Source organism: Bradyrhizobium sp. AZCC 2289 (genome assembly GCF_036924615.1).
Lineage (GTDB): Bacteria > Pseudomonadota > Alphaproteobacteria > Rhizobiales > Xanthobacteraceae > Bradyrhizobium.
Window position 1 is genome coordinate 2,430,885 of the sequence record NZ_JAZHRY010000001.1, and the last position, 17,304, is coordinate 2,448,188.

Consider the following 17,304-nt stretch of genomic DNA (forward strand, 5'->3'; position numbering starts at 1 on the left):
TACTGCGGGCATGAGGCTAGTTCGCGATTTCACCGGTCGTCTGTCGACTACCGGGCACACCTTCTGCGATCAGACGATTTTTCGATGACGCGTGCTAAATGAGCAACACCGCCCGGTCCAGAGTTGTCACTTTCACTCCCGCCTTAGACGGTTTTCTTCCAGATCCGGAGGGGCATCACGATGCGGCTGCGCCCCTGCGATGCGGCGTCCAGACGGTCCGGAAGCAGCCCCAGTGCCGACCGTTGACGCGGATCGGCACGCTGATCTCCTTTAGCATGATGTTTTTGCCACCGCCCATGTCGCGCGCATAGCTCTGTATCAGGTAGGAGCGCAGATTTTGGCTGGCGGCCAGCCCTTCGGGATCGTTGAAGATACGGCGGTTGCGGCTATTGGCCGTATTCCCGGCGACGTCGCCCGGGCGCTGCGGGTGCGAGTACATCTTGTTGTGGGCCGGCAGGTAGCCGTTCCGGTCGAGGCACGCGCAAAAGGCCAGGGTGGGGTTTTCAGCCAGGAACTTCTCCTGGAAATCTGGAAGCGCTCTCTCGGCCCAGGACAGGATCCGGCTGCGATATTGCAACGGATTGGTGCCTCCGATCTCGACATAGTTGGTGTCGAACATGTCGTCGGTGGAAATTGCTCCGCTCGTGACGCCGGTTTCGAAGATCATCGCAAGCGTGGCGCCGGCCTGCATCGTGCGGGTCACGAATTCGGTATTCTCCTCGTGGATCGACCAGACGATGTCTTCGATCTTCTCGCTGAGATGTGCGTCGGGGCGCTCGAACAGTGCTCGCGCCCCTGCCTTCGAATGTTCGACGAGCCGGATCCGGTAGGAGCCCGCGGCTTCCAGCGTCGCATCCACGATTTCGCGCTCCGGCAATCGGCCGACGTCCGGCCCCCCTATCAGGATGCCTTCCATGGATATCTGGTAGACGGGTGCGGTGATGATCGCGCCGTTCGAGGTCCTCAATTCGATCTTGAGATTGCAGGGCAACCGTTCGATCTTCCGCCGATCCTCGCGCTCGCCCTGGCGGAGCAGGACCGCACAACGGGACTTCAGCTTCTGCGCGAAGTTGGTGACGGCCTTGCCGGCGCTGGCGACGTCGTCTCCATGGGCCGCCGCTTCCCTGGTCGCGCTGTCGATCTCGGCGGCGTTGTCGGCGACCGCGACGATGAACTGGGAGGCGGAGGTGGCGTTGTTCGAAATCTCGCCGGTAGTCCGGTTCTGCTCGTCGACGGCTCCGTTAACGTTCTCGAAGACCGGCCGGATCGCCTCGATCGCCTGCGAGATGCGATGCACGGCGTCTGCCGAGCCGGCAGCGTCCCTTTGCAGTGCGTCGATCTTCCGTTTGATCTCTTCGGTGGCGTCCTTGGTCTTGACCGCCAGGCCCTTGACCTCGGTGGCGACGACCGCGAAGCCGGCGCCGGCCGGCCCGGCGCGCGCCGCCTCGATGGTGGAGTTGAGTGCGAGCAGCGTGGTCTGTTTGGCGATCTGCGCGATGAGGTTGACGACGTCTCCGATGGCGGCGGACGAGGCCCTGAGCCTGTCGACGTTGAGTCGCGCCTCCTCGGCGGCTGTGCTCGCGAGATCGGCAAGTCTGCGCGCGTCGCGCACCTGGGCGGCGATATCATGAGCCGACAGCGTGAACTTTTCCGCCGCTTGTGAGAAACTTGTCGCGGTCACCTGCGCGGAGCTCGTGCGCCCAATCAGGGCGTCCGTGCGCCGTCGGATGGTGGTTAGCGTCGACGCGGTGGCCTCGGCGCCGCCGGCGACCGAAATGGCAGCGCGCTCGAGACGGCGGATCATCGACCCCACTTCGAGTTCGATGAGATCGAGGATCTCCTTCGCCCAGTCGCTCCCGGCGTTGCTCACGGCATCGGCCGGCGTCCCGGGGTGATCGACGACCGGCGCCGTTTCCGGCGCGCGTCCTCGGATCGGGTCCGATGCCGTCGGCTGGTTTCCTATGCTCGAGTTGCGCTGGCTCGACAGCGTACCGAGAATTGAACGGAAATGGAGCGCCATCCCTTTTCGGATCCTATGTCCGCATCGCATTCATCGTCAGAAGCTCGTAGGTCGCGACGGTTTCGCCCGTTCCTGTCGTGATCTCGACGTCCCAGCGAACCTCGCCGTACTGCTTGTTGCGCGGAGCCTTTTCCTTGGCGGTCAACCTGACCTTTATGGCCTCACCGGGCTGTACCGGTTTCAGAAAGCGCAGGGAGTCCAAACCGTAGTTGGCCAGCACCGGGCCGTATTCGGGATCGACGAACAGACCGGCCGCGAACGACAGCAGGAGATATCCGTGCGCGACGCGGCCCGGAAAGAAGGGATGTCCCCTGGTCGCTTCCTCGTCCATGTGGGCGTAGAAGGTATCGCCGGTGAAGTGGGCGAAGTGTTCGATGTCGTCCAGCGTGATCGTACGTTCTTTCGAGATGAACGTTCGGCCGATGTCGAGATCCTCGAAGTGATAGCGGAAAGGATGGAACTCACCGTCGAGGACGGGAGCGCCCTTCGACCACCGTTGCGTAACGCCGGCGAGCATCGCGGGCGAGCCCTGCAGCGCGGTACGCTGCATGTAGTGATGGAGGCTGCGTACGCCGCCCAGTTCCTCGCCGCCGCCGGCTCTTCCGGGTCCTCCGTGCACCATTTGCGGCATCGGGGACCCGTGACCCGTCTGCTCCCTGGCGCAGTCGCGATCGATGAAGATCATGCGTCCATGGAAGCTCCCGATGCCGAACGTGAGCTCGGCAGCGGTCGCGGCGTCGTGCGTGTAGACGGAGGCGACCAGACTGCCGCCGCCGCGATTCGCGAGCGCGACGGCGTCGTCCAGGCCGTCGTAGCCCATGACGGTGCAGATGGGACCGAATGCCTCTATCTCGTGGACGCGGGTCGCGCCCCGTGGATCGGGACAATACAACAGGATCGGCGGAACGAACGCGCCCCGCGACGCGTCGGCCTGGATGGGCCGGAAGTTGTCGATGTCGCCAGCGACGATCTCCGCTTCGGTGCGGAGCTGCGTCAGATTGGTCAGCACGTCGCTTCTCTGAGCGAGTCCCACCAGCGGTCCCATCCTGACGGAATCGAGTTCGGGATTGCCGACCGTCACCTTCGATAGACGCTCGCGGAGCGCCGATACGACCGCATCGACGTGTGCCGCAGGCACGAGGGCGCGGCGGATGGCTGTGCATTTCTGCCCCGCCTTCACCGTCATCTCCTTCGTCACCTCCTTGATGAACAGGTCGAACTCAGGGCTTCCAGGTGTCGCATCCGGCGCGAGAATGGCAGCGTTGAGCGAATCTCTCTCCGCGACAAACCGGACGGCTTCGCGCGAGATCACCGGGTGTCTTTGCAGCTTCTGCGAGGTATCGGCCGATCCGGTGAAGGAAACCACATCCTGGCAGGTCAGGTGGTCGAACAGATCTCCGGTCGAACCCACCACGAACTGCAGCGCTCCCTCGGGCAGGATGCCGGATTCGATGATCGTCCGCACGAGTTCATGGGCGACGTAGGACGTGACTGTCGCGGGCTTGGTGACGACAGGAACGCCTGCGAGCAGGGCAGGGGCCAGCTTCTCGAGCATGCCCCAGCAGGGAAAGTTGAACGCGTTGATGTGGACGGCCACGCCGCGCAGCGGCATCACGACGTGCTGGCCGACGAACGTACCGCCCTTGGAGAGCCCCTCGATGTCTCCGTCGAGCAGAAACTTCGAATTGGGAAGTTCGCGGCGGCCTTTGCCGGCATATGCGAACAATGTGTTGATTCCGCCGTCGACGTCGATCATGGCGTCAGTCCGCGTGGCGCCGGTCTGGAACGAAAGCTTGTAAAGTGGTTCCTTGTGCTCGGTCAGATGCTCCGCAAGCTTCTTCAGCATGGCGGCGCGTTGATGGAAGGTCAGCCGTCGCAGATTGTGGCCGCCGACCGTGCGCCCGAAAGCGAGGATTTCCCGCATGTCGAAACTGCCGCCGGTTGCGAGTGCGATTACGTCGCCCGTGACGGCGCTGAGCACCTCCGTCGAATCCCGGCCGACCGACCAGTTTCCGCGGATGAAGCTTGCAAGCCTCATGACGTCCTCCGCCGATTGGCCCGGCAGTGCGCAGTTCGTTCGAGGCTGTGTCATTGAAGTCTACCCCTTGGTCGATGATCGATGATGCGTCTTGCCCGCCCCGGTCGCGGATTGGTCTTATTGAAAGCTTGCCGCCTACACCCGCCCCACGAAGCTTGCGGTCCGCTTTTCCAGAAACGCGCTCACCCCTTCCGCGAAGTCGGGGGTGCGGCCTGCCCGACCCTGAAGATCCCGTTCGAGGTCGAGTTGCTGATCGAGACTGCTGGTCTCGGAGGCATCGAGGGCCTGCTTGATCAGCGTGAGACCGTCGGTGGGTTGGCGGGCGAGGTAGGCGGCGAGCCGATGGGCCTCCGCCATCAGCGCCGAGTCCTCCACTGTCTTCCAGATCATTCCCCAGGCTTCGGCTTTTTCGGCCGGAACGGTCTCTGCGAGCAGAATCAGCGCTCGCGCTCGTGCTCCGCCGACGAGGCGCGGCAGAAACCAGGTGCCGCCCGAGTCGGGGACGAGACCGATCTTGGCGAAGGCCTGATTGAATTTGGCCGAGCGAGCGGCGATGACGATATCGCAGGCGAACGCCACGTTCGCGCCGGCGCCGGCGGCCACTCCGTTGACCGCGCAGACGACAGGCATCGGTAGTTGGCGCAGCTTGCGCACGAGCGGGTTGTAGTACTTGGCGATCGGGACCGAGAGATCGGGCGTCTCGCCCGGCGTAAAGACGCCGTCTGAAAGATCCTGTCCCGCGCAAAATCCGCGTCCCGCGCCGGTCAAGATCAGCGCGCGGCAGGCCTTGTCGTGCTCAGCTTCGGACAACGCGGCGAGGAGAGCGCCGTGCATGTCGGCGGTGAAGGAGTTGAGCCGGTCGGGCCGGGTGCGACGGTAAAAAAACCATGCCCGACGCAATGCGCGTTAAGGCGTCAGCGATGGCCTGCGGTGACGCCTTAGAGCAGTTCTTTCTGACGGCTTTTGCTCGCCGGCTTGGACTTGCCGTTCGCTCGGGATACCGCCGCCGCCGCGTCGGCGGCACCGGCGAGGACAAGGCGCGTGACGAGGTCCGCATATTCGGCCCGCGTCATCGAGCCGCCTTCGCGGAACCAAAGATAGTGCCAGTTCAACATCCCGAAGACGGACATGGTGAGCGGCTTCAAGATGCGCTTGTGGCTCACGCTCGGCCGCGCTGCGGCCAGCGCATCGGCGAGCATGTCGACCAGAACCCTCTCCTTCGCCAGCAACGGCTCCTGCTTGTCCTTCGGCAGGAGCTTGAGGCTTCCGATCTGCACCTGATGCTCGGCATCGGCATGACGGTACAGCTCGAGAAGGGTCGCGACGATCGTCTTGAATCGAGCTTGGGGATTCGTGGTCTCTTCATCGGCCTTCTGGACGGCCGCGACCAGCTTTTCGAGATGTGAGGACAGGATATCGAAAAGGATCGCCTCCTTGTCCGGATAGTAGTGATAGAGAAGCGCCTTCGAGACGCGGCAGGCGTCCGCAATCGTGTTCATCGGCGTCCCGACGTATCCCGATTCCGCGAAGAGCTGAGCCGAGCGGTGCAGGATAAACAGACGTTTGTCGTCGTAGTCCTTGGCGCGGGATCGAGCCATTATCATCTTCCGTTGTCTGCCAAATCGGCGTTCGACCGATTTACGATCTAAATCAATAAAGGTAAATTTCCAAATCACACAACGGGCGAGTCCGCAGACCCGCGTTGCCTGAACCAGCATTGATTGACCGCTCGGTCAATATTACATGGTTTTTCATGGCCTCAAGTCCATAATCCTCGGCGATTGCAAGAAGATGCGGCGAGGATAAGGTCTTCCGGAGGCTCGGCTGGTACGCTCCCCTTTGTCCTTGGAAGGTCGTATGGATTGCCAGCAACCTCGCCAAGGGGGTTGGACCAGACGCCGGGATCCCGTCCGCGCACCCCGTGAACCGGTCCCTGTCGGATTGAGATGGAGCATCTTCACTGATCATCTTGGAGATGGTCCGGACACGCCGACGACCACGCGTTGTGCCTGGCGGCCAGCGCCCAAGAAGCGTTGAAGCCGGTCACCCGGCTGGCGCCCCGTCCCTGCGGCCGCTTTGCGCCAGACGGGGCCGTTCACCCAAGGTCCCTGTTTTTACGGTCAGACAAAAAAAGACGAAAGGCCACGCGGGCATTACACCGCATGGCTTTTGCGAGACTGTCCCCCTAGCTAGGCCCTCCAGAGATTCCGTCTCGGGGCGCATAGTGTGCGGGTGGAAGTGCCTGTCCAGGGTAGGATGGAATTACCCACAGGCGAACGAACACGCCTCAACCAACCCGTCCGCTTCAAACAGCATCTTTGGCAACCTTCAGGGGTGACGCCTTGACCGACTTGCTGGCTGGCTTGGCCGCAAACTCCATAGGCTCTTTCGTGAAAGGATTTACACCGCTGCGGGCTTCAGTAGCAGGCTTGTTCACGACCGACATTTTGACGAAGCCGGGAATGACGAACTCGCCGGATTCATTCAGTTCCCTATAGCCTACAGTCGCCATCTGCTCGATGACGGCCTTTACGTCTCCTTTGGAAACCTGCGTTCCCTCTGCAATTGCATCAATCAACTGATTCTTGGTCATCTTGGCCATGATGGATTCCTTTGTGGAGGCTCAGAACAGCTTTAAAGCGCATGAGCTACGGGGGGGTGCGTCACTCTGTTTAAAGCGCGGCAAACCCACGCAGTTCGCTTCTCGTTCATGCCTGTGGTCATGAGTCACCGGGCTTAAAACCTATCGAGGCTCAAAGCGCAAGGAGCACCTCGGCGTGTGTTCCTTACGTGGCTACTGTGTGCCACAGGCGGTCGTTCGCCGAACGCGGCTTTCGACCCTGGGCCAGACCATTGAAATCATTGAGATACGCCGATCAACACCGATGAGCAGGTTTTCGCAGAAATGGAGTCAGGGACTCACTGACGGTGCTTGCTAACAAAGTTCTTTTGCACACCCGACGAGTGGACCGATCTTGCCAGCTATCTGCGTCCTCACGCCGAGGATCCGGATGTACGATGGGGCGCTGGATAGCAGCGCGGTCGGCATGAGCGGGTCTGGAGCAACCCACGCGTGGCTACAGGTATTTCTCCCAAGTGCCGGCAGGCTGGATTACGACCCAACCAACCAAATCAGTGCCTGCTTTGATTTGATCCCGGTGGCGGTCGCCCGACAGCCAGGTCAGGCAATTCCCCTGGCAGGTTCGCGGTTGGGTGAAGCGAAAGACTACTTGGGCATGACGGTCAACGTCGCCATCCATAAGATCGGTGAAGCTCCCGATTCGCCCGCAGAATAGTGCTAGAGGAAGCAGGGATCACGATCTATCTACCGAAGCCTATGACATCGGGCATGAACGCCATTCGTTGCGCGGGACTTCGTCTATGTCGCGCTGACGACAGCTATCTTTTCCGCGCGTCAGAAAACGCGGTTTCAATCACGTCGCCGATTGGCTGCCAAGTCCGGCCGTCGAACTGAACCAATCGCAGCTGTCTTATCGGACGAAAATTCTCAGGATCCGTGTTGATCTTGACGCCCGGCAGCAACGCGGAGGGCTCATCTTCCCTCAGTGAGGTTGCTTGTCTCATCACGTTTTCGCGCGAGAGATCGTCGCCGCATTGTTTCAATACCTGCGCGAGCGTTTCAGCGGCTGCGTAGCCGTAAAGCGCGGCGTTGCTGCCCTTGTCTCCGTTCGGATAATACTTCTCCATGAAGGACAGCCAGTTCTTGATCCCCGCATCATCCTTCCATGCCGGGTCACTTGGATCTTTCAGGAAGGATGCCGAGATCACGCCCGCGGAGTTTTCAATACCCGCCGGGTTCAAGGCGTTACCTATCGAGGCGGCCGCATCGTTCAGAAGGACGACTGGGTGCCAATGCATATCCGCCGCCAATCGAATGACATGAGAGGCGGTGGACGGTACGCCCGCAAAAACCAAAATCTCGGCACCCGAGCGCTTCAGGATCGAGACATGTCCATCGATAAACTGGTCCGCGATATCGAAGGCGACGTCGACAATGATCAGGTGGGCCAAATCGCCAAGTCCTTCCTCAATTCCCTTGAAGATGTCCCGCCCGAACTGGTCATTCTGCCAAAGCACTACGATCTTGCGCTGCGGATAGGAGGCCTCGATGTAGTTAGCGTAGATGCGACCCTCGGCACGGAACGACGGTTGCCAGCCCATGGTCCAGGGAAACGCATCCGGCGCGATCAACTGCTCGGCGCCCGAGTCAACGAACAGTTGGGGAACCTTCCTTTCATTCAAAAAGCCTCGCACCGCCAGATTCGCGGCCGATCCAAACGACCCGAACATCAGCAGGACGTTGTCTCTCTCGACCAATCCACGGGTCAGGTCGAGCGCAACGGTTGGATCGGATTTGTCATCGAGGGAAATGAAACGGACCTTGCGGCCGTTGATGCCACCGCGATCGTTGATCATGTCAAAATACGCGGACTCGGCCTTTCCGATAGCTGCAAACTCAGCCAACGGTCCGGTATAAGGCATGAGATTGCCGATACGGATCTCCGTTTCGGTTGAGGATTGCGGAGACATCGCACTAGCCGACACCAGCGCTATTGCGAGAACAAGGAGCAGACGGCCCGCCAACTTCATCTTCATGCCTCGAATAATCCGCCTTCGAGGTTGCTATGGTTTGCCACAAAGCCTTCTACTTATTGATATAGGTCAATGGTTATCTGGTTTCGCCGGACCTGGCGCGCGGCTTCCAAATCAGGAAATAACTTACAGTCGGATACTGCACCTTCGGGCAATTGCGCAGTCAAGCTTTCTGGCATTCGTTTCCGCTAGCGCATGTTCGACCCACGCGTCGCGCTCTCGTGAGAGGCGACGGCCCCGGTTACCCCCAAGTCCGGGGCCGTTGCGCGCGCGAGTGCAACTTATCGCCATCCCTTTACGTCAGACCTCTGCCAAAACTTGGCAGCGAGAAACCGAAAGCGTGTTGATTCAAGCGAGACGTATTCGTATCCAAGAAGAGAACTCTCGTCGCTCCTGAGACCATCATGATGTCTGGTTGCTTCAAACCTGATCAAACCGTCGTCAGGCAACAGCAATTCTCCCGTTAGCTGCGCTCTAACCAGGCTGGAAGTACCTTCGCGGTAAATATCGTCAACATTTCTTGCGAGTGACCTTGAGTCACCCGCAAGAAGTGCATCAGCGACACACGTATGCGCCATTTACAAGAACGCGGACGCAAGCCGTGCCTGCAGCTGCGGCACCGACAGCCGCTCCTCCCACGACCGCTCGGCGCGTTGTTCGACGCGCAACGCCGGCAACGCTAGCGGGGGTAGCTGGTCGTCCCACCCTGGCTTCGGCGCTTTGGATGGACAGCGCAAGGCCGCCGCTTTGCGGCAAGTCGATCGAGGCAAATATTCCAAAACCCAGGACAGCAACGGCAAGCAGCATCCGTTTCGCGTTAAACGTCTTCATGGCGACCTCCCTTGGCGGGTTAAAACAGTGCGGTCAGTTTTAGGACGCAGCTGGTTCTCGGCTTGATTTGGATCAATTGAGTGGGAATTGTGAGGCCACCCCGCAAGGTGGCACAAACTGCATGGTCCGACTAAGCATCCGGAGCCCCGATTGCCAAAGCGGCGTGGCTGCGCGGCGCGGACGCTCTGTCCATCCCCACTCGCGGTACAACTGTATCGTCTGCGGCGCACAGCCTTCTCCAAATGCTGGTTTGAGGGTCAGCACGGTCCTAATTCCGTCCGTGGCACAAACTGCACTGGGCTGCCCGCCGATTTGGACCTAGTCTTACTGGCGTTATGAAAGATGACCTTGTGTTCCAAATTTGCGTCATTGGTCTGGGACTGGTGCCGGTCGCACTAGCGTTTATTGTGCTGTTCATGCGGTAAGACCGCTTCGCTTGCCTGTCACGGCGCTTTAGGGACGGAGCGGGAGAAGTGAAATCATAGGCCATCACTTCAGCGCTATCGCGATCCTGCTGATGTTAGCGGCGAACTCCATTCCCGCTCTCGGTCCTTGCAATTCGATGACGACGCCTTTCGCATTCCGTAGATGAATGCCTCCGAGGCCGCCAACGAAGGCGCCGCCGGCACCGGCGGAGCTGTAGGTGCCGGCAAAGTCGTTCACCTCCCTTATGCCTGAAGCCCATCCTTCCAGCCGAATGACAGATGCTCCAGCTGTAACACCCAGGCTGAGACCGGAAATTCTGAATGGATAGTCGCGACCGAGATACGACAGAACGCCGCTGCCGCCACCAGCGCCCATCATCAGACCCGCCTTCACGAACTTGACCCGGACGTAGCCGGCCGCCTGCCCGAGCGATGATGTTGCCGGAACAACTACTGCGAAGAGCGCGATCACGGCGACGCGAAACGCAGACAACATCGTTGCGGCTTTGCCGCGTTCAAGGAACCGCCACATCGATCTTTTTCCAGGTCTGATCAGGATCGAACAGGTAGGTACGTCTTGCGATGCCCTCGGTCCGGTTTCCGAGATCTTTTTCGTAAACGGTACCGGCATGATTGACCATGAAAGTCATGACGCCGGAATTTCCGTACTCGGCGGGATATGCGATCAGCGCGAAGCCGCCGATCATCTTTCCCCTGACGACGTAGTTCAAAGCTCCGCCCGGCGCGTCGGAACCCTGCCCCTTCAAGATTCGAAAATAGTATCCATGATAGGGCGCCGCCTGCTCTCCGACCTTGTACCCTTCGGCCGACGCCTGCGCCGCCAGTTCGCCAAGCGGACTCGGATCGCGATCGTCGCGCCAGAACAGCCCGTCCTTCTTGCCGGGGCTACTGACGATGCGCTGGGCGTAGACTCCCGCCCCTTCGCCGGTGCGATCCTTTTCGGCATATTCATTCTGGGCATCCACGAAGGCCAGACAGGTTTGGATGGCGTCCAGTTCATTGCGCCCGATGCGACGATACAGAATTTCGATACGCCCCGCATCCGAGTCGAATTCCCAGCCGCTCTTGTTGTTGACCAGGGGGATCGGGAACGGGAAGTCATCCGCGCCCAGGATGAGCGTGGCCTTCTTGTTTCCTTCCGCCTTTACAGAATGCTTCGCGTCGTACGCGGAGAGGAATCGTTGGCGCATCTCGGCATCGGCGACATCGTCGCCGGATTCGACAATGTCTTCGGCGCCGCGACCAAGCACCTTCATAATGGTGCCCTTCGTGCCAGTCTTGACAGCGGCGGCCAGCGCCGCCGCGGCGTCCTCCGGCGAGGAATAGGCCTGCTGAGCCCGGGCCATGGAGATCGACAGCGCCAACATCAGAATGGCAGCGACGGTCGCCGACGCGCGACGAAATCGGAGCGGTTGAAACATGATCATGGCAAGACCTCCGATGGCGTCGGGATCCTTGCGCCGCCGGCAAGCCAGTCGCGGTAGGAGCGGAACCGCAGCCCCAACTTTTCGTAGTAGACCCGCAGATACCCGTCCTGGCCGCGGGTCACGGCTGCCGGCATCAGGCTCTGCACTTCCTGCGCGATGACGCCAACATAGGCCTTGCTGCTGCCGAGATAGCTGAAGCGGTAGTAGCCGAGGCCATTGGCGAGATAACCGAGCAATACAACATCGTGCTTCAATGCGATGTCGGAGCGCCGTCCACCACCGCCGCCACCGCGGAAGCCGCCTCCTCCGCCACCGCCGCCTCGGAAGCCACCGCCGCCGCCGCCGCCACGCCCGGCAAAGCTGGGAGCACCACCGCCCCGCGGACCCATGCTAGCCATGCTGGCGCGACCGCGGGCCGATTGCGCAGCGGCCGCCCTACCCGACGACACGTTCAGGGCGGAGCTGCGACTACCGCCACCACGCGCGGCGTTGCCGCCGCGGTTCGCGGCCTTGGCACGATCCCCACCACCCTTGGCGGCCTTGGCACGATCGCCGCCGCCCTTGGCGCGATCCGCTGTGCTCGGGCGATTGCCGCGGTCACCAGCACCACCGGCACGATCCCCGACGCGGTCGCCAGTGCGATCGCCGGCGCGATCTCCAACGCGATCTCCTCCGCCCGGTCGATCCTGCCCCGGACGAAGCACCTGTTGCCCGTCGCGGCCCCGGAAATCCATCCGATTCGAGGCGCCGGCTTTCAGATTGTTGTTGCCGAAGCGCTGCTGAACGTTGGCGTTGTTGTATCGCACCCCCTGGCGATGCGCCGGATTGTGCTGCCAGTTGTTCCCGATGTTGTTTATCTTGTTGTAGTGATTGACGTAGAGGTTGCGGTTGCCCCAGTTGCATCCGCCGCCCCAGTAATTGCCCCAGCGCCCGATCGCCCAGCCGGCGCCGAAGGCGAGGCCCGTCGCGATCACGCCCGCGCCGATATAGGACGGGTAGCCGAAGTAGTAGGGTGGATAATCCGTGTAGGGCCAGCTTCCATAAACTGTCGCCGGATCATAGTACGGCACGTACATCGTATCTGGATCGGCCGACTCGATGACGATAGCCTGCTTGCTTTCCTGGGTCTGAACGCTGACCTTCTGCTGCTTGGTGGTGACCAGCTTCTTGTTGTCATAGGCCTTGGAGCGAAGGCGCTGGATCGCGTCCATCACGTCCGGCTGCTGCGCCAGAACCGCGTCGCCGAGGTTCTTGGTCCAGTCGACCTTGTCGCTCATCATCGAAATGACGTCCGGCGTGCTGGCAAGCGCCTTGACGCTGTCGTCCCAGGCCTGCTTGTCGACCTCCTTCTTCAAGGCATCACCCTTCAGATTCTTGCGCTCCTTCAGCCAGCGATCGGCCTGCACCACCTCCAACGGATAGGTCGAGGCCGCCAGTACGTTTGCCAGCAGCTCGTCAGGATAGAGCGCGATCGGCGCAACCAGTGCTTCGAGCTGCTCGGGCTTCAACAGCTCTGCAGTTGGCGGAGGTTGGCTCGCCGGTTGTGCCTGGCTGCTGGGAGCAGATGGCTTGTCGGCCGTCTGCGCCAAGGAGGCGACAGGGATCGCCATCACCAGCGCAAGCGCGATCAGGGTCTTGCCGCAGCGGAACATCACACCCTCCTTTGGGGTTCCTCGCGGCAAGCATCGATCCGAGGCAAGCTCGTTCCTTGATAAAGATCAAGGAAACCCCGTTACCGCTCGCTGCAGCGCAGGAGCAGCGCGGCCGCCGGGATCAGGCTGAAGTTGATCTACCGCAGCAATCGGAAGCCTGATCGTGAAAAGCGCACCACCCGACACGCGGCTCTCCGCAGAAATCCGTCAGTGGTGTGCTTTGACGATGGTGCGGTCGTTCGTCCGCTAGATCTGACAACGGTGATATGTCACGTCCATTCCTTCGATGCCCGGAAATTCGCGGGTGATCGTGTTGTCATCGAGCACCTTGAGGAAGAACTGGACGTTTGAAACCATGATGCCCGAGGCACAAGCGACGACCAGATTGATGATCTGATCGCTTTCCTTCCTCGACTTGATCAGGCAGCTCTCGAACTTCCCTCTCAGGCGATTGGCTTCGGCGATGAAGCCGCCGTACACGCCGGAGAAATTGGTGAAATTGACCTGGTTCGCGCGCCCTTTGCGGGCGAATACCTTGCTGCATTGGTCAGCACTCGTGGCCCATGCGCCGGTGAGCTCGAACGCGTTCACCTGCTGCGGTATTGACAGGCCGGAGCCTGCCGCAATTGCTGCAGCAAGAACCAGCTCTCGAAGCGCAATCATCGGCTTTCCCCCTTGAGCCTCCGTCAATGACCGCTGAGCACCAGTGTCTTGATCGGCAAGAGCAGTGCCTGGATGCGCAGCAGCAACGCATGCACCAGTCCGACGCCGTCGATGACATGCAGAACGATTTTCCGGCCCGTGCTGGTCTCCTTCGCAACGATTTCCTCGTGGTTGCCGGTATAGGCGTTGACGATGCAGCTGCTGCCCGCAGTCACACCTTCGAGACCGCCCTTATAGAGCGGCTCCAGAAATACCAGGATGGTGCCCGGTCTGGCGATATTCTGCGGATCGATCAGCTGCTCCCCGGTTCGGAACTGTCCGGCGGCGATGTAATCCTGCACGGTCGTGACGACCATCGGAATGATCACCCAGGGTTTCGAGATGCAGGTCGCTTCCGCGACCATCCCTTCCTTCATGACCTGGGCCTCGATCTGGCCAAAGCCTGCCTGCAGAGACTGCTGGCCGGCGCCCTCCGGGATGAGCACCCCCGCGGGCCGCATCAGCTGATTGACCACGTCACCGACACGAACAAGGAACTGCTCCACACGCCCATCGACGCCGGCGCGAATGAAGGTCTTGTCGAGATCCACCTGGGCCTGAGCCAACGCGGCCTCGGCACTTGCTTTCTCCGCCGGTAACAGGGTTGAGACCCGCAGAACCGACGATTGCTTCGCGGCCGTCGCGGCATCGATCCCGGCTTGTCGTTGATCGACCAACACCTGCAACTTTTCGATATCGCGTTGCGGCACGATACCAGGATTGCGACGCTGTAAGTCGGATTTGACGTCCAATTCGTCCTTGGCCTGCTGATGCGCCGCCCTTGCCTCCTGGATCTGGGCTTCGGACTTGGTTACGTCGGCTTGTGCCGTCGTGAACGAGGCATCAACCTCGGCGACTTTCCGTTTGGCTGTTTCGAGAGCAGCCTCCTGCTTTGAACTGTCCAGCCGGAACAGGACCTCCCCTTTCTTCACCGGCTCGCTGAATCCGACATTGACTTCCGCGACTCGTCCGGATCCTTCGGGGAGTATCGGGACCGTGCGAAAATACAGCGCAGCGCTGGTCGTTGAAGGATGAAAGTAGAAGATCATGGTGATCAGCGACACCGTGAGCATCAGGCAACCCGTGATGCCCCATCGCAACTCGTACCAGATCGAAAAGAACGTGATTTCCTTGCCGAACCGCTTGCCCTGGACATAGCGGCGGAAGAGGTAATCGGGCAATATCGTCAGGAGCGAGCAGAACATGAGCTCAAACATGGCCGCGCTCCTTCTCCTTGGCGGGACGGGGTTGTTCCGTCGGCGGCGGACCGGGTTGAGCGGCCTCGCTCGCCTCTCCCGGCGCCGCATCGGCGATCTTCTCGACGGAATCGGCAATGCTGCGCAGCGGCGTACCGAAATCGGGGATATCGATCAGCGCGAGCAGCAGGCCCGCGACCCAGAACGCATGGATATGCGTGAAGAGCGAGATCAGGCCTAGGACGGCCACGATCTCGAACTGCAGCTTCTGTGACTTGTGCGCCATCCGTTCGGGAAGGCTATGCAGGCGCCAGTACAACGTGCCCACCCAAAGCACGACGCCGACGAGGAAGATTCCCATCACCACCATCAGCGTATCGACCCCGCTTCCCGGCGCGAGGTAGAAAGGCAGATGGTGCGGGGCCATCGGATGAAGCTGCTCGCTCAATGCTTTCTCCCCAAGAAGACCTGAGTGGGTAGATACAGGTTGGGTACGCCGCGCGCGGGATTTCTTGATTTGGATCAAGGGAACAACATCGACCGAAACTAGCCTAGCGCGAACCCTCGAACAGAACAACCATTCAGGAGCCATCAGCCATGCCCGACAGCATCGATGATCTCATCCCCAGCGCGACGCAGATTCGTAAGGAAGCGGCCCTCAAGGAGGCCGAAAAGGCAGACCAATACGCGCGTCTTGCAGCTGCCGCCGAAGCCGAGAAGCGGGCCCTGATCGAGCGGCTAAACCGCCCGTCAGGCAAATCCGAGGAAGAAAAAATCCAGCTCGCCTCGACCATCATCCAGCGGGCGGTACGAAACGGATTGACGGAAGTGCAAGTATATCGGTTCCCCAACTCGCTGTGCACCGACAAGGGCCGCGCCATCAATCAGCAGGAGGCGGGCTGGGAAAACACGCTGACCGGAATTCCAAAGGAAATATTTCAGCTCTGGGCCGACTACCTGAAACCCCGGGGCTATCGCATCAGCTACCAGATCATCGATTACTCGGGAGGCGTGCCGGGCGACATCGCCATCACCATTGCCTGGGGAGACTGAGGGCAGTCCGGCCGAATTGAACCTCAAGCAACGGAATGGTGAGCATGTCAGCCGAAGCGCACGCGACACGGATCAAGCGCAAGGTCTACGAGAAGGAGCTGGCAAAGCTCCAGGTGGAGCTTTGCCATCTCCAGGAATGGGTGAAGGCGAACAAGCTTCGGGTCATCGTCCTGTTCGAAGGCCGGGATGCCGCCGGCAAGGGCGGCACGATCAAGGCGATCACGGAAAAGGTCAGCCCGCGCGTGTTTCGTGTGATCGCCCTTCCCGCGCCGTCGGATCGCGAAAAGACGCAACTGTTCCTTCAGCGGTATATGCAGAATTTTCCGGCTGCAGGCGAGATCGTGATCTTCGACCGGAGCTGGTACAATCGCGCCGGCGTGGAATATGTGATGGGCTTCTGTACGCCGGCCGAGCACAAGCGGTTCCTTTCACTCTGCCCCCAGATGGAGCAATACATCATCGAAGGCGGCATCATCCTGATCAAGCTCTGGCTGGAGGTCGGGATGGACGAGCAGGAGCGCCGCTTTGAGGCGCGGATCGCGGATCCGCTCCGACAATGGAAGCTGAGCCCGATGGATCTGGCATCGTACCGACGATGGTACGACTATTCGCGGGCGCGAGACCTGATGCTCAAGGCGACCAGTACGAAGCACGCACCATGGTATCTCATTCGCTCCGATGACAAACGCCGGGCACGGCTGAACTGCATCGCGCATATCTTGCAACTGATCCCGTACAAGCGCATGCGGAAGGACAAGGTCAAGCTACCGAAGCGTTCCGACAAGGGACGCTATAATGACCAGACGGGCTTGCGCGGGATGAAGTTCGTTGCGGAGCGCTACTGAAAGGATCGGGCCGCGCAATCGCGGCCTGATCCGGTTCAAAATCTACTTCAAACGTATCGTTACTCCGCCAACCGCAGCCGACACTTCCGCGCCGACCTTCGGGCCGCTGAGCTGCAAGATCACGCCATTGGCATTCTGCAATTGAACGCCTCCAGCCCCGGCCGCGACGGCACCGCCGGCTCCGACCGTGCTGTAGGTGCCTTCGATCGAGGCTGGCCCCCTCAAATTGAGCGCTCGTCCAACGAACTTGGTGGTCGAGGCACCGATCGTGAAGCCGACGCTCATGCCCGATACGGTGAACGGATAGCGCTTGCCTCGAAAGACCAGCACCCCTTCGCCGCCGCCGACCCCGACAATGAAGCCGCCCTTGGTAAAGACCACTGCGACCTGGCCGGTTTCGGCGAGTGATGGTGTGCTGAAGCCGACGACGCCCGCAAGCAGGATAGCGAGAAGGCCGCGTTTGACAAATTTCCTCATGAC

General features: G+C 60.7%; 17 protein-coding genes. 3 read left to right on the forward strand and 14 right to left on the reverse strand.

Going from position 1 to position 17,304, the window contains the following annotated elements; translation table 11 throughout:
• Nucleotides 1-175 precede the first annotated feature (175 nt).
• The 5 genes from V1289_RS11850 to V1289_RS11870 form a co-directional block, all read right to left on the reverse strand.
• Nucleotides 176-2,020 carry a methyl-accepting chemotaxis protein gene (locus V1289_RS11850; RefSeq protein ID WP_334397130.1) on the reverse strand — a complete coding sequence of 615 codons (1,845 nt, stop codon included), beginning with the start codon at nucleotides 2,018-2,020 and terminating at the stop codon, nucleotides 176-178.
• Between the two features lie 13 nt (nucleotides 2,021-2,033).
• Entirely contained in the window at nucleotides 2,034-4,058 is a 2,025-nt protein-coding gene (gene paaZ / locus V1289_RS11855; RefSeq protein WP_334397131.1) for a phenylacetic acid degradation bifunctional protein PaaZ, read from the reverse strand.
• Between the two features lie 135 nt (nucleotides 4,059-4,193).
• Complete coding sequence (paaG, locus tag V1289_RS11860) at nucleotides 4,194-4,958, reverse strand: 2-(1,2-epoxy-1,2-dihydrophenyl)acetyl-CoA isomerase PaaG (RefSeq protein WP_334397132.1); 765 nt, start codon at nucleotides 4,956-4,958, stop codon at nucleotides 4,194-4,196.
• Nucleotides 4,959-4,996: 38 nt separating this feature from the next.
• The gene (locus tag V1289_RS11865) at nucleotides 4,997-5,656 is read right to left on the reverse strand and encodes a TetR family transcriptional regulator (RefSeq protein ID WP_442896177.1); all 660 of its coding nucleotides are present in this window, start codon (nucleotides 5,654-5,656) and stop codon (nucleotides 4,997-4,999) included.
• A gap of 707 nt (nucleotides 5,657-6,363) precedes the next feature.
• Nucleotides 6,364-6,660, reverse strand: a complete 297-nt coding sequence (locus V1289_RS11870) for an HU family DNA-binding protein (protein ID WP_309179384.1) — start codon at nucleotides 6,658-6,660, stop codon at nucleotides 6,364-6,366.
• 409 nt (nucleotides 6,661-7,069) lie between these two features.
• On the opposite strand from V1289_RS11870, the gene V1289_RS11875 reads away from it, so the two are divergent.
• On the forward strand, nucleotides 7,070-7,354 hold the full coding sequence (locus tag V1289_RS11875) for a hypothetical protein (protein WP_334397134.1): 285 nt from the start codon (nucleotides 7,070-7,072) through the stop codon (nucleotides 7,352-7,354).
• A gap of 103 nt (nucleotides 7,355-7,457) precedes the next feature.
• Here the strand turns inward: V1289_RS11875 and V1289_RS11880 are convergent, their stop codons facing one another.
• From V1289_RS11880 to V1289_RS11915, 8 genes are all read right to left on the reverse strand, one after another.
• A complete protein-coding gene (locus V1289_RS11880) occupies nucleotides 7,458-8,669 on the reverse strand; it encodes an ABC transporter substrate-binding protein (RefSeq protein ID WP_334407414.1) in 1,212 nt (403 codons plus the stop codon).
• A 558-nt stretch (nucleotides 8,670-9,227) separates the two neighbouring features.
• Nucleotides 9,228-9,503 (reverse strand): hypothetical protein, encoded by a 276-nt coding sequence (locus V1289_RS11885; protein ID WP_074270909.1) that lies wholly within the window; start codon nucleotides 9,501-9,503, stop codon nucleotides 9,228-9,230.
• Between the two features lie 489 nt (nucleotides 9,504-9,992).
• Nucleotides 9,993-10,460 (reverse strand): hypothetical protein, encoded by a 468-nt coding sequence (locus V1289_RS11890; protein ID WP_334397135.1) that lies wholly within the window; start codon nucleotides 10,458-10,460, stop codon nucleotides 9,993-9,995.
• The gene (locus V1289_RS11895) at nucleotides 10,444-11,316 is read right to left on the reverse strand and encodes a DUF2950 domain-containing protein (protein ID WP_334397136.1); all 873 of its coding nucleotides are present in this window, start codon (nucleotides 11,314-11,316) and stop codon (nucleotides 10,444-10,446) included. Before V1289_RS11895 ends, V1289_RS11890 begins: the two co-directional genes overlap by 17 nt.
• Nucleotides 11,317-11,372: 56 nt before the next feature.
• Nucleotides 11,373-13,028, reverse strand: coding sequence for a DUF3300 domain-containing protein (locus V1289_RS11900; RefSeq protein ID WP_334397137.1), 1,656 nt, complete (start codon nucleotides 13,026-13,028; stop codon nucleotides 11,373-11,375).
• Nucleotides 13,029-13,274: 246 nt separating this feature from the next.
• A complete protein-coding gene (locus V1289_RS11905; RefSeq protein WP_334397138.1) occupies nucleotides 13,275-13,691 on the reverse strand; it encodes a hypothetical protein in 417 nt (138 codons plus the stop codon).
• Nucleotides 13,692-13,714: 23 nt separating this feature from the next.
• A complete protein-coding gene (locus tag V1289_RS11910) occupies nucleotides 13,715-14,947 on the reverse strand; it encodes an HlyD family secretion protein (RefSeq protein ID WP_334397139.1) in 1,233 nt (410 codons plus the stop codon).
• Nucleotides 14,940-15,353 (reverse strand): hypothetical protein, encoded by a 414-nt coding sequence (locus V1289_RS11915; RefSeq protein WP_334407418.1) that lies wholly within the window; start codon nucleotides 15,351-15,353, stop codon nucleotides 14,940-14,942. The genes V1289_RS11910 and V1289_RS11915 overlap by 8 nt, the downstream gene beginning before the upstream one ends.
• 170 nt (nucleotides 15,354-15,523) lie before the next feature.
• Between V1289_RS11915 and V1289_RS11920 the strand changes: the two genes are divergently transcribed.
• Together V1289_RS11920 and ppk2 are read left to right on the forward strand one after the other, a co-directional pair.
• Nucleotides 15,524-15,979, forward strand: a complete 456-nt coding sequence (locus V1289_RS11920; protein WP_334397140.1) for a hypothetical protein — start codon at nucleotides 15,524-15,526, stop codon at nucleotides 15,977-15,979.
• A gap of 44 nt (nucleotides 15,980-16,023) precedes the next feature.
• Nucleotides 16,024-16,824: a polyphosphate kinase 2 gene (gene ppk2, locus V1289_RS11925; protein ID WP_334397141.1), complete on the forward strand. Its 801-nt coding sequence runs from the start codon at nucleotides 16,024-16,026 to the stop codon at nucleotides 16,822-16,824.
• A 42-nt stretch (nucleotides 16,825-16,866) separates the two neighbouring features.
• Here ppk2 and V1289_RS11930 read toward each other — a convergent pair whose 3' ends face one another.
• Nucleotides 16,867-17,301: a hypothetical protein gene (locus tag V1289_RS11930; RefSeq protein WP_334397142.1), complete on the reverse strand. Its 435-nt coding sequence runs from the start codon at nucleotides 17,299-17,301 to the stop codon at nucleotides 16,867-16,869.
• Nucleotides 17,302-17,304 lie beyond the last annotated feature (3 nt).

What these genes read in the sequence shown, in the direction of transcription:
- V1289_RS11910 (WP_334397139.1), bottom strand. Translation starts at nt 14,947, where the DNA reads ATGTTTGAGCTCATGTTCTGCTCGCTCCTGACGATATTGCCCGATTAC.
- V1289_RS11915 (WP_334407418.1), bottom strand. Translation starts at nt 15,353, where the DNA reads ATGGCCCCGCACCATCTGCCTTTCTACCTCGCGCCGGGAAGCGGGGTC.
- V1289_RS11870 (WP_309179384.1), bottom strand. Translation starts at nt 6,660, where the DNA reads ATGGCCAAGATGACCAAGAATCAGTTGATTGATGCAATTGCAGAGGGA.
- paaZ (WP_334397131.1), bottom strand. Translation starts at nt 4,058, where the DNA reads ATGAGGCTTGCAAGCTTCATCCGCGGAAACTGGTCGGTCGGCCGGGAT.
- V1289_RS11890 (WP_334397135.1), bottom strand. Translation starts at nt 10,460, where the DNA reads ATGTGGCGGTTCCTTGAACGCGGCAAAGCCGCAACGATGTTGTCTGCG.
- V1289_RS11920 (WP_334397140.1), top strand. Translation starts at nt 15,524, where the DNA reads ATGCCCGACAGCATCGATGATCTCATCCCCAGCGCGACGCAGATTCGT.
- V1289_RS11865 (WP_442896177.1), bottom strand. Translation starts at nt 5,656, where the DNA reads ATGGCTCGATCCCGCGCCAAGGACTACGACGACAAACGTCTGTTTATC.
- V1289_RS11895 (WP_334397136.1), bottom strand. Translation starts at nt 11,316, where the DNA reads ATGTTGGCGCTGTCGATCTCCATGGCCCGGGCTCAGCAGGCCTATTCC.
- V1289_RS11930 (WP_334397142.1), bottom strand. Translation starts at nt 17,301, where the DNA reads ATGAGGAAATTTGTCAAACGCGGCCTTCTCGCTATCCTGCTTGCGGGC.
- V1289_RS11900 (WP_334397137.1), bottom strand. Translation starts at nt 13,028, where the DNA reads ATGTTCCGCTGCGGCAAGACCCTGATCGCGCTTGCGCTGGTGATGGCG.
- V1289_RS11885 (WP_074270909.1), bottom strand. Translation starts at nt 9,503, where the DNA reads ATGAAGACGTTTAACGCGAAACGGATGCTGCTTGCCGTTGCTGTCCTG.
- V1289_RS11875 (WP_334397134.1), top strand. Translation starts at nt 7,070, where the DNA reads ATGTACGATGGGGCGCTGGATAGCAGCGCGGTCGGCATGAGCGGGTCT.
- V1289_RS11850 (WP_334397130.1), bottom strand. Translation starts at nt 2,020, where the DNA reads ATGGCGCTCCATTTCCGTTCAATTCTCGGTACGCTGTCGAGCCAGCGC.
- V1289_RS11905 (WP_334397138.1), bottom strand. Translation starts at nt 13,691, where the DNA reads ATGATTGCGCTTCGAGAGCTGGTTCTTGCTGCAGCAATTGCGGCAGGC.
- V1289_RS11880 (WP_334407414.1), bottom strand. Translation starts at nt 8,669, where the DNA reads ATGAAGTTGGCGGGCCGTCTGCTCCTTGTTCTCGCAATAGCGCTGGTG.
- ppk2 (WP_334397141.1), top strand. Translation starts at nt 16,024, where the DNA reads ATGTCAGCCGAAGCGCACGCGACACGGATCAAGCGCAAGGTCTACGAG.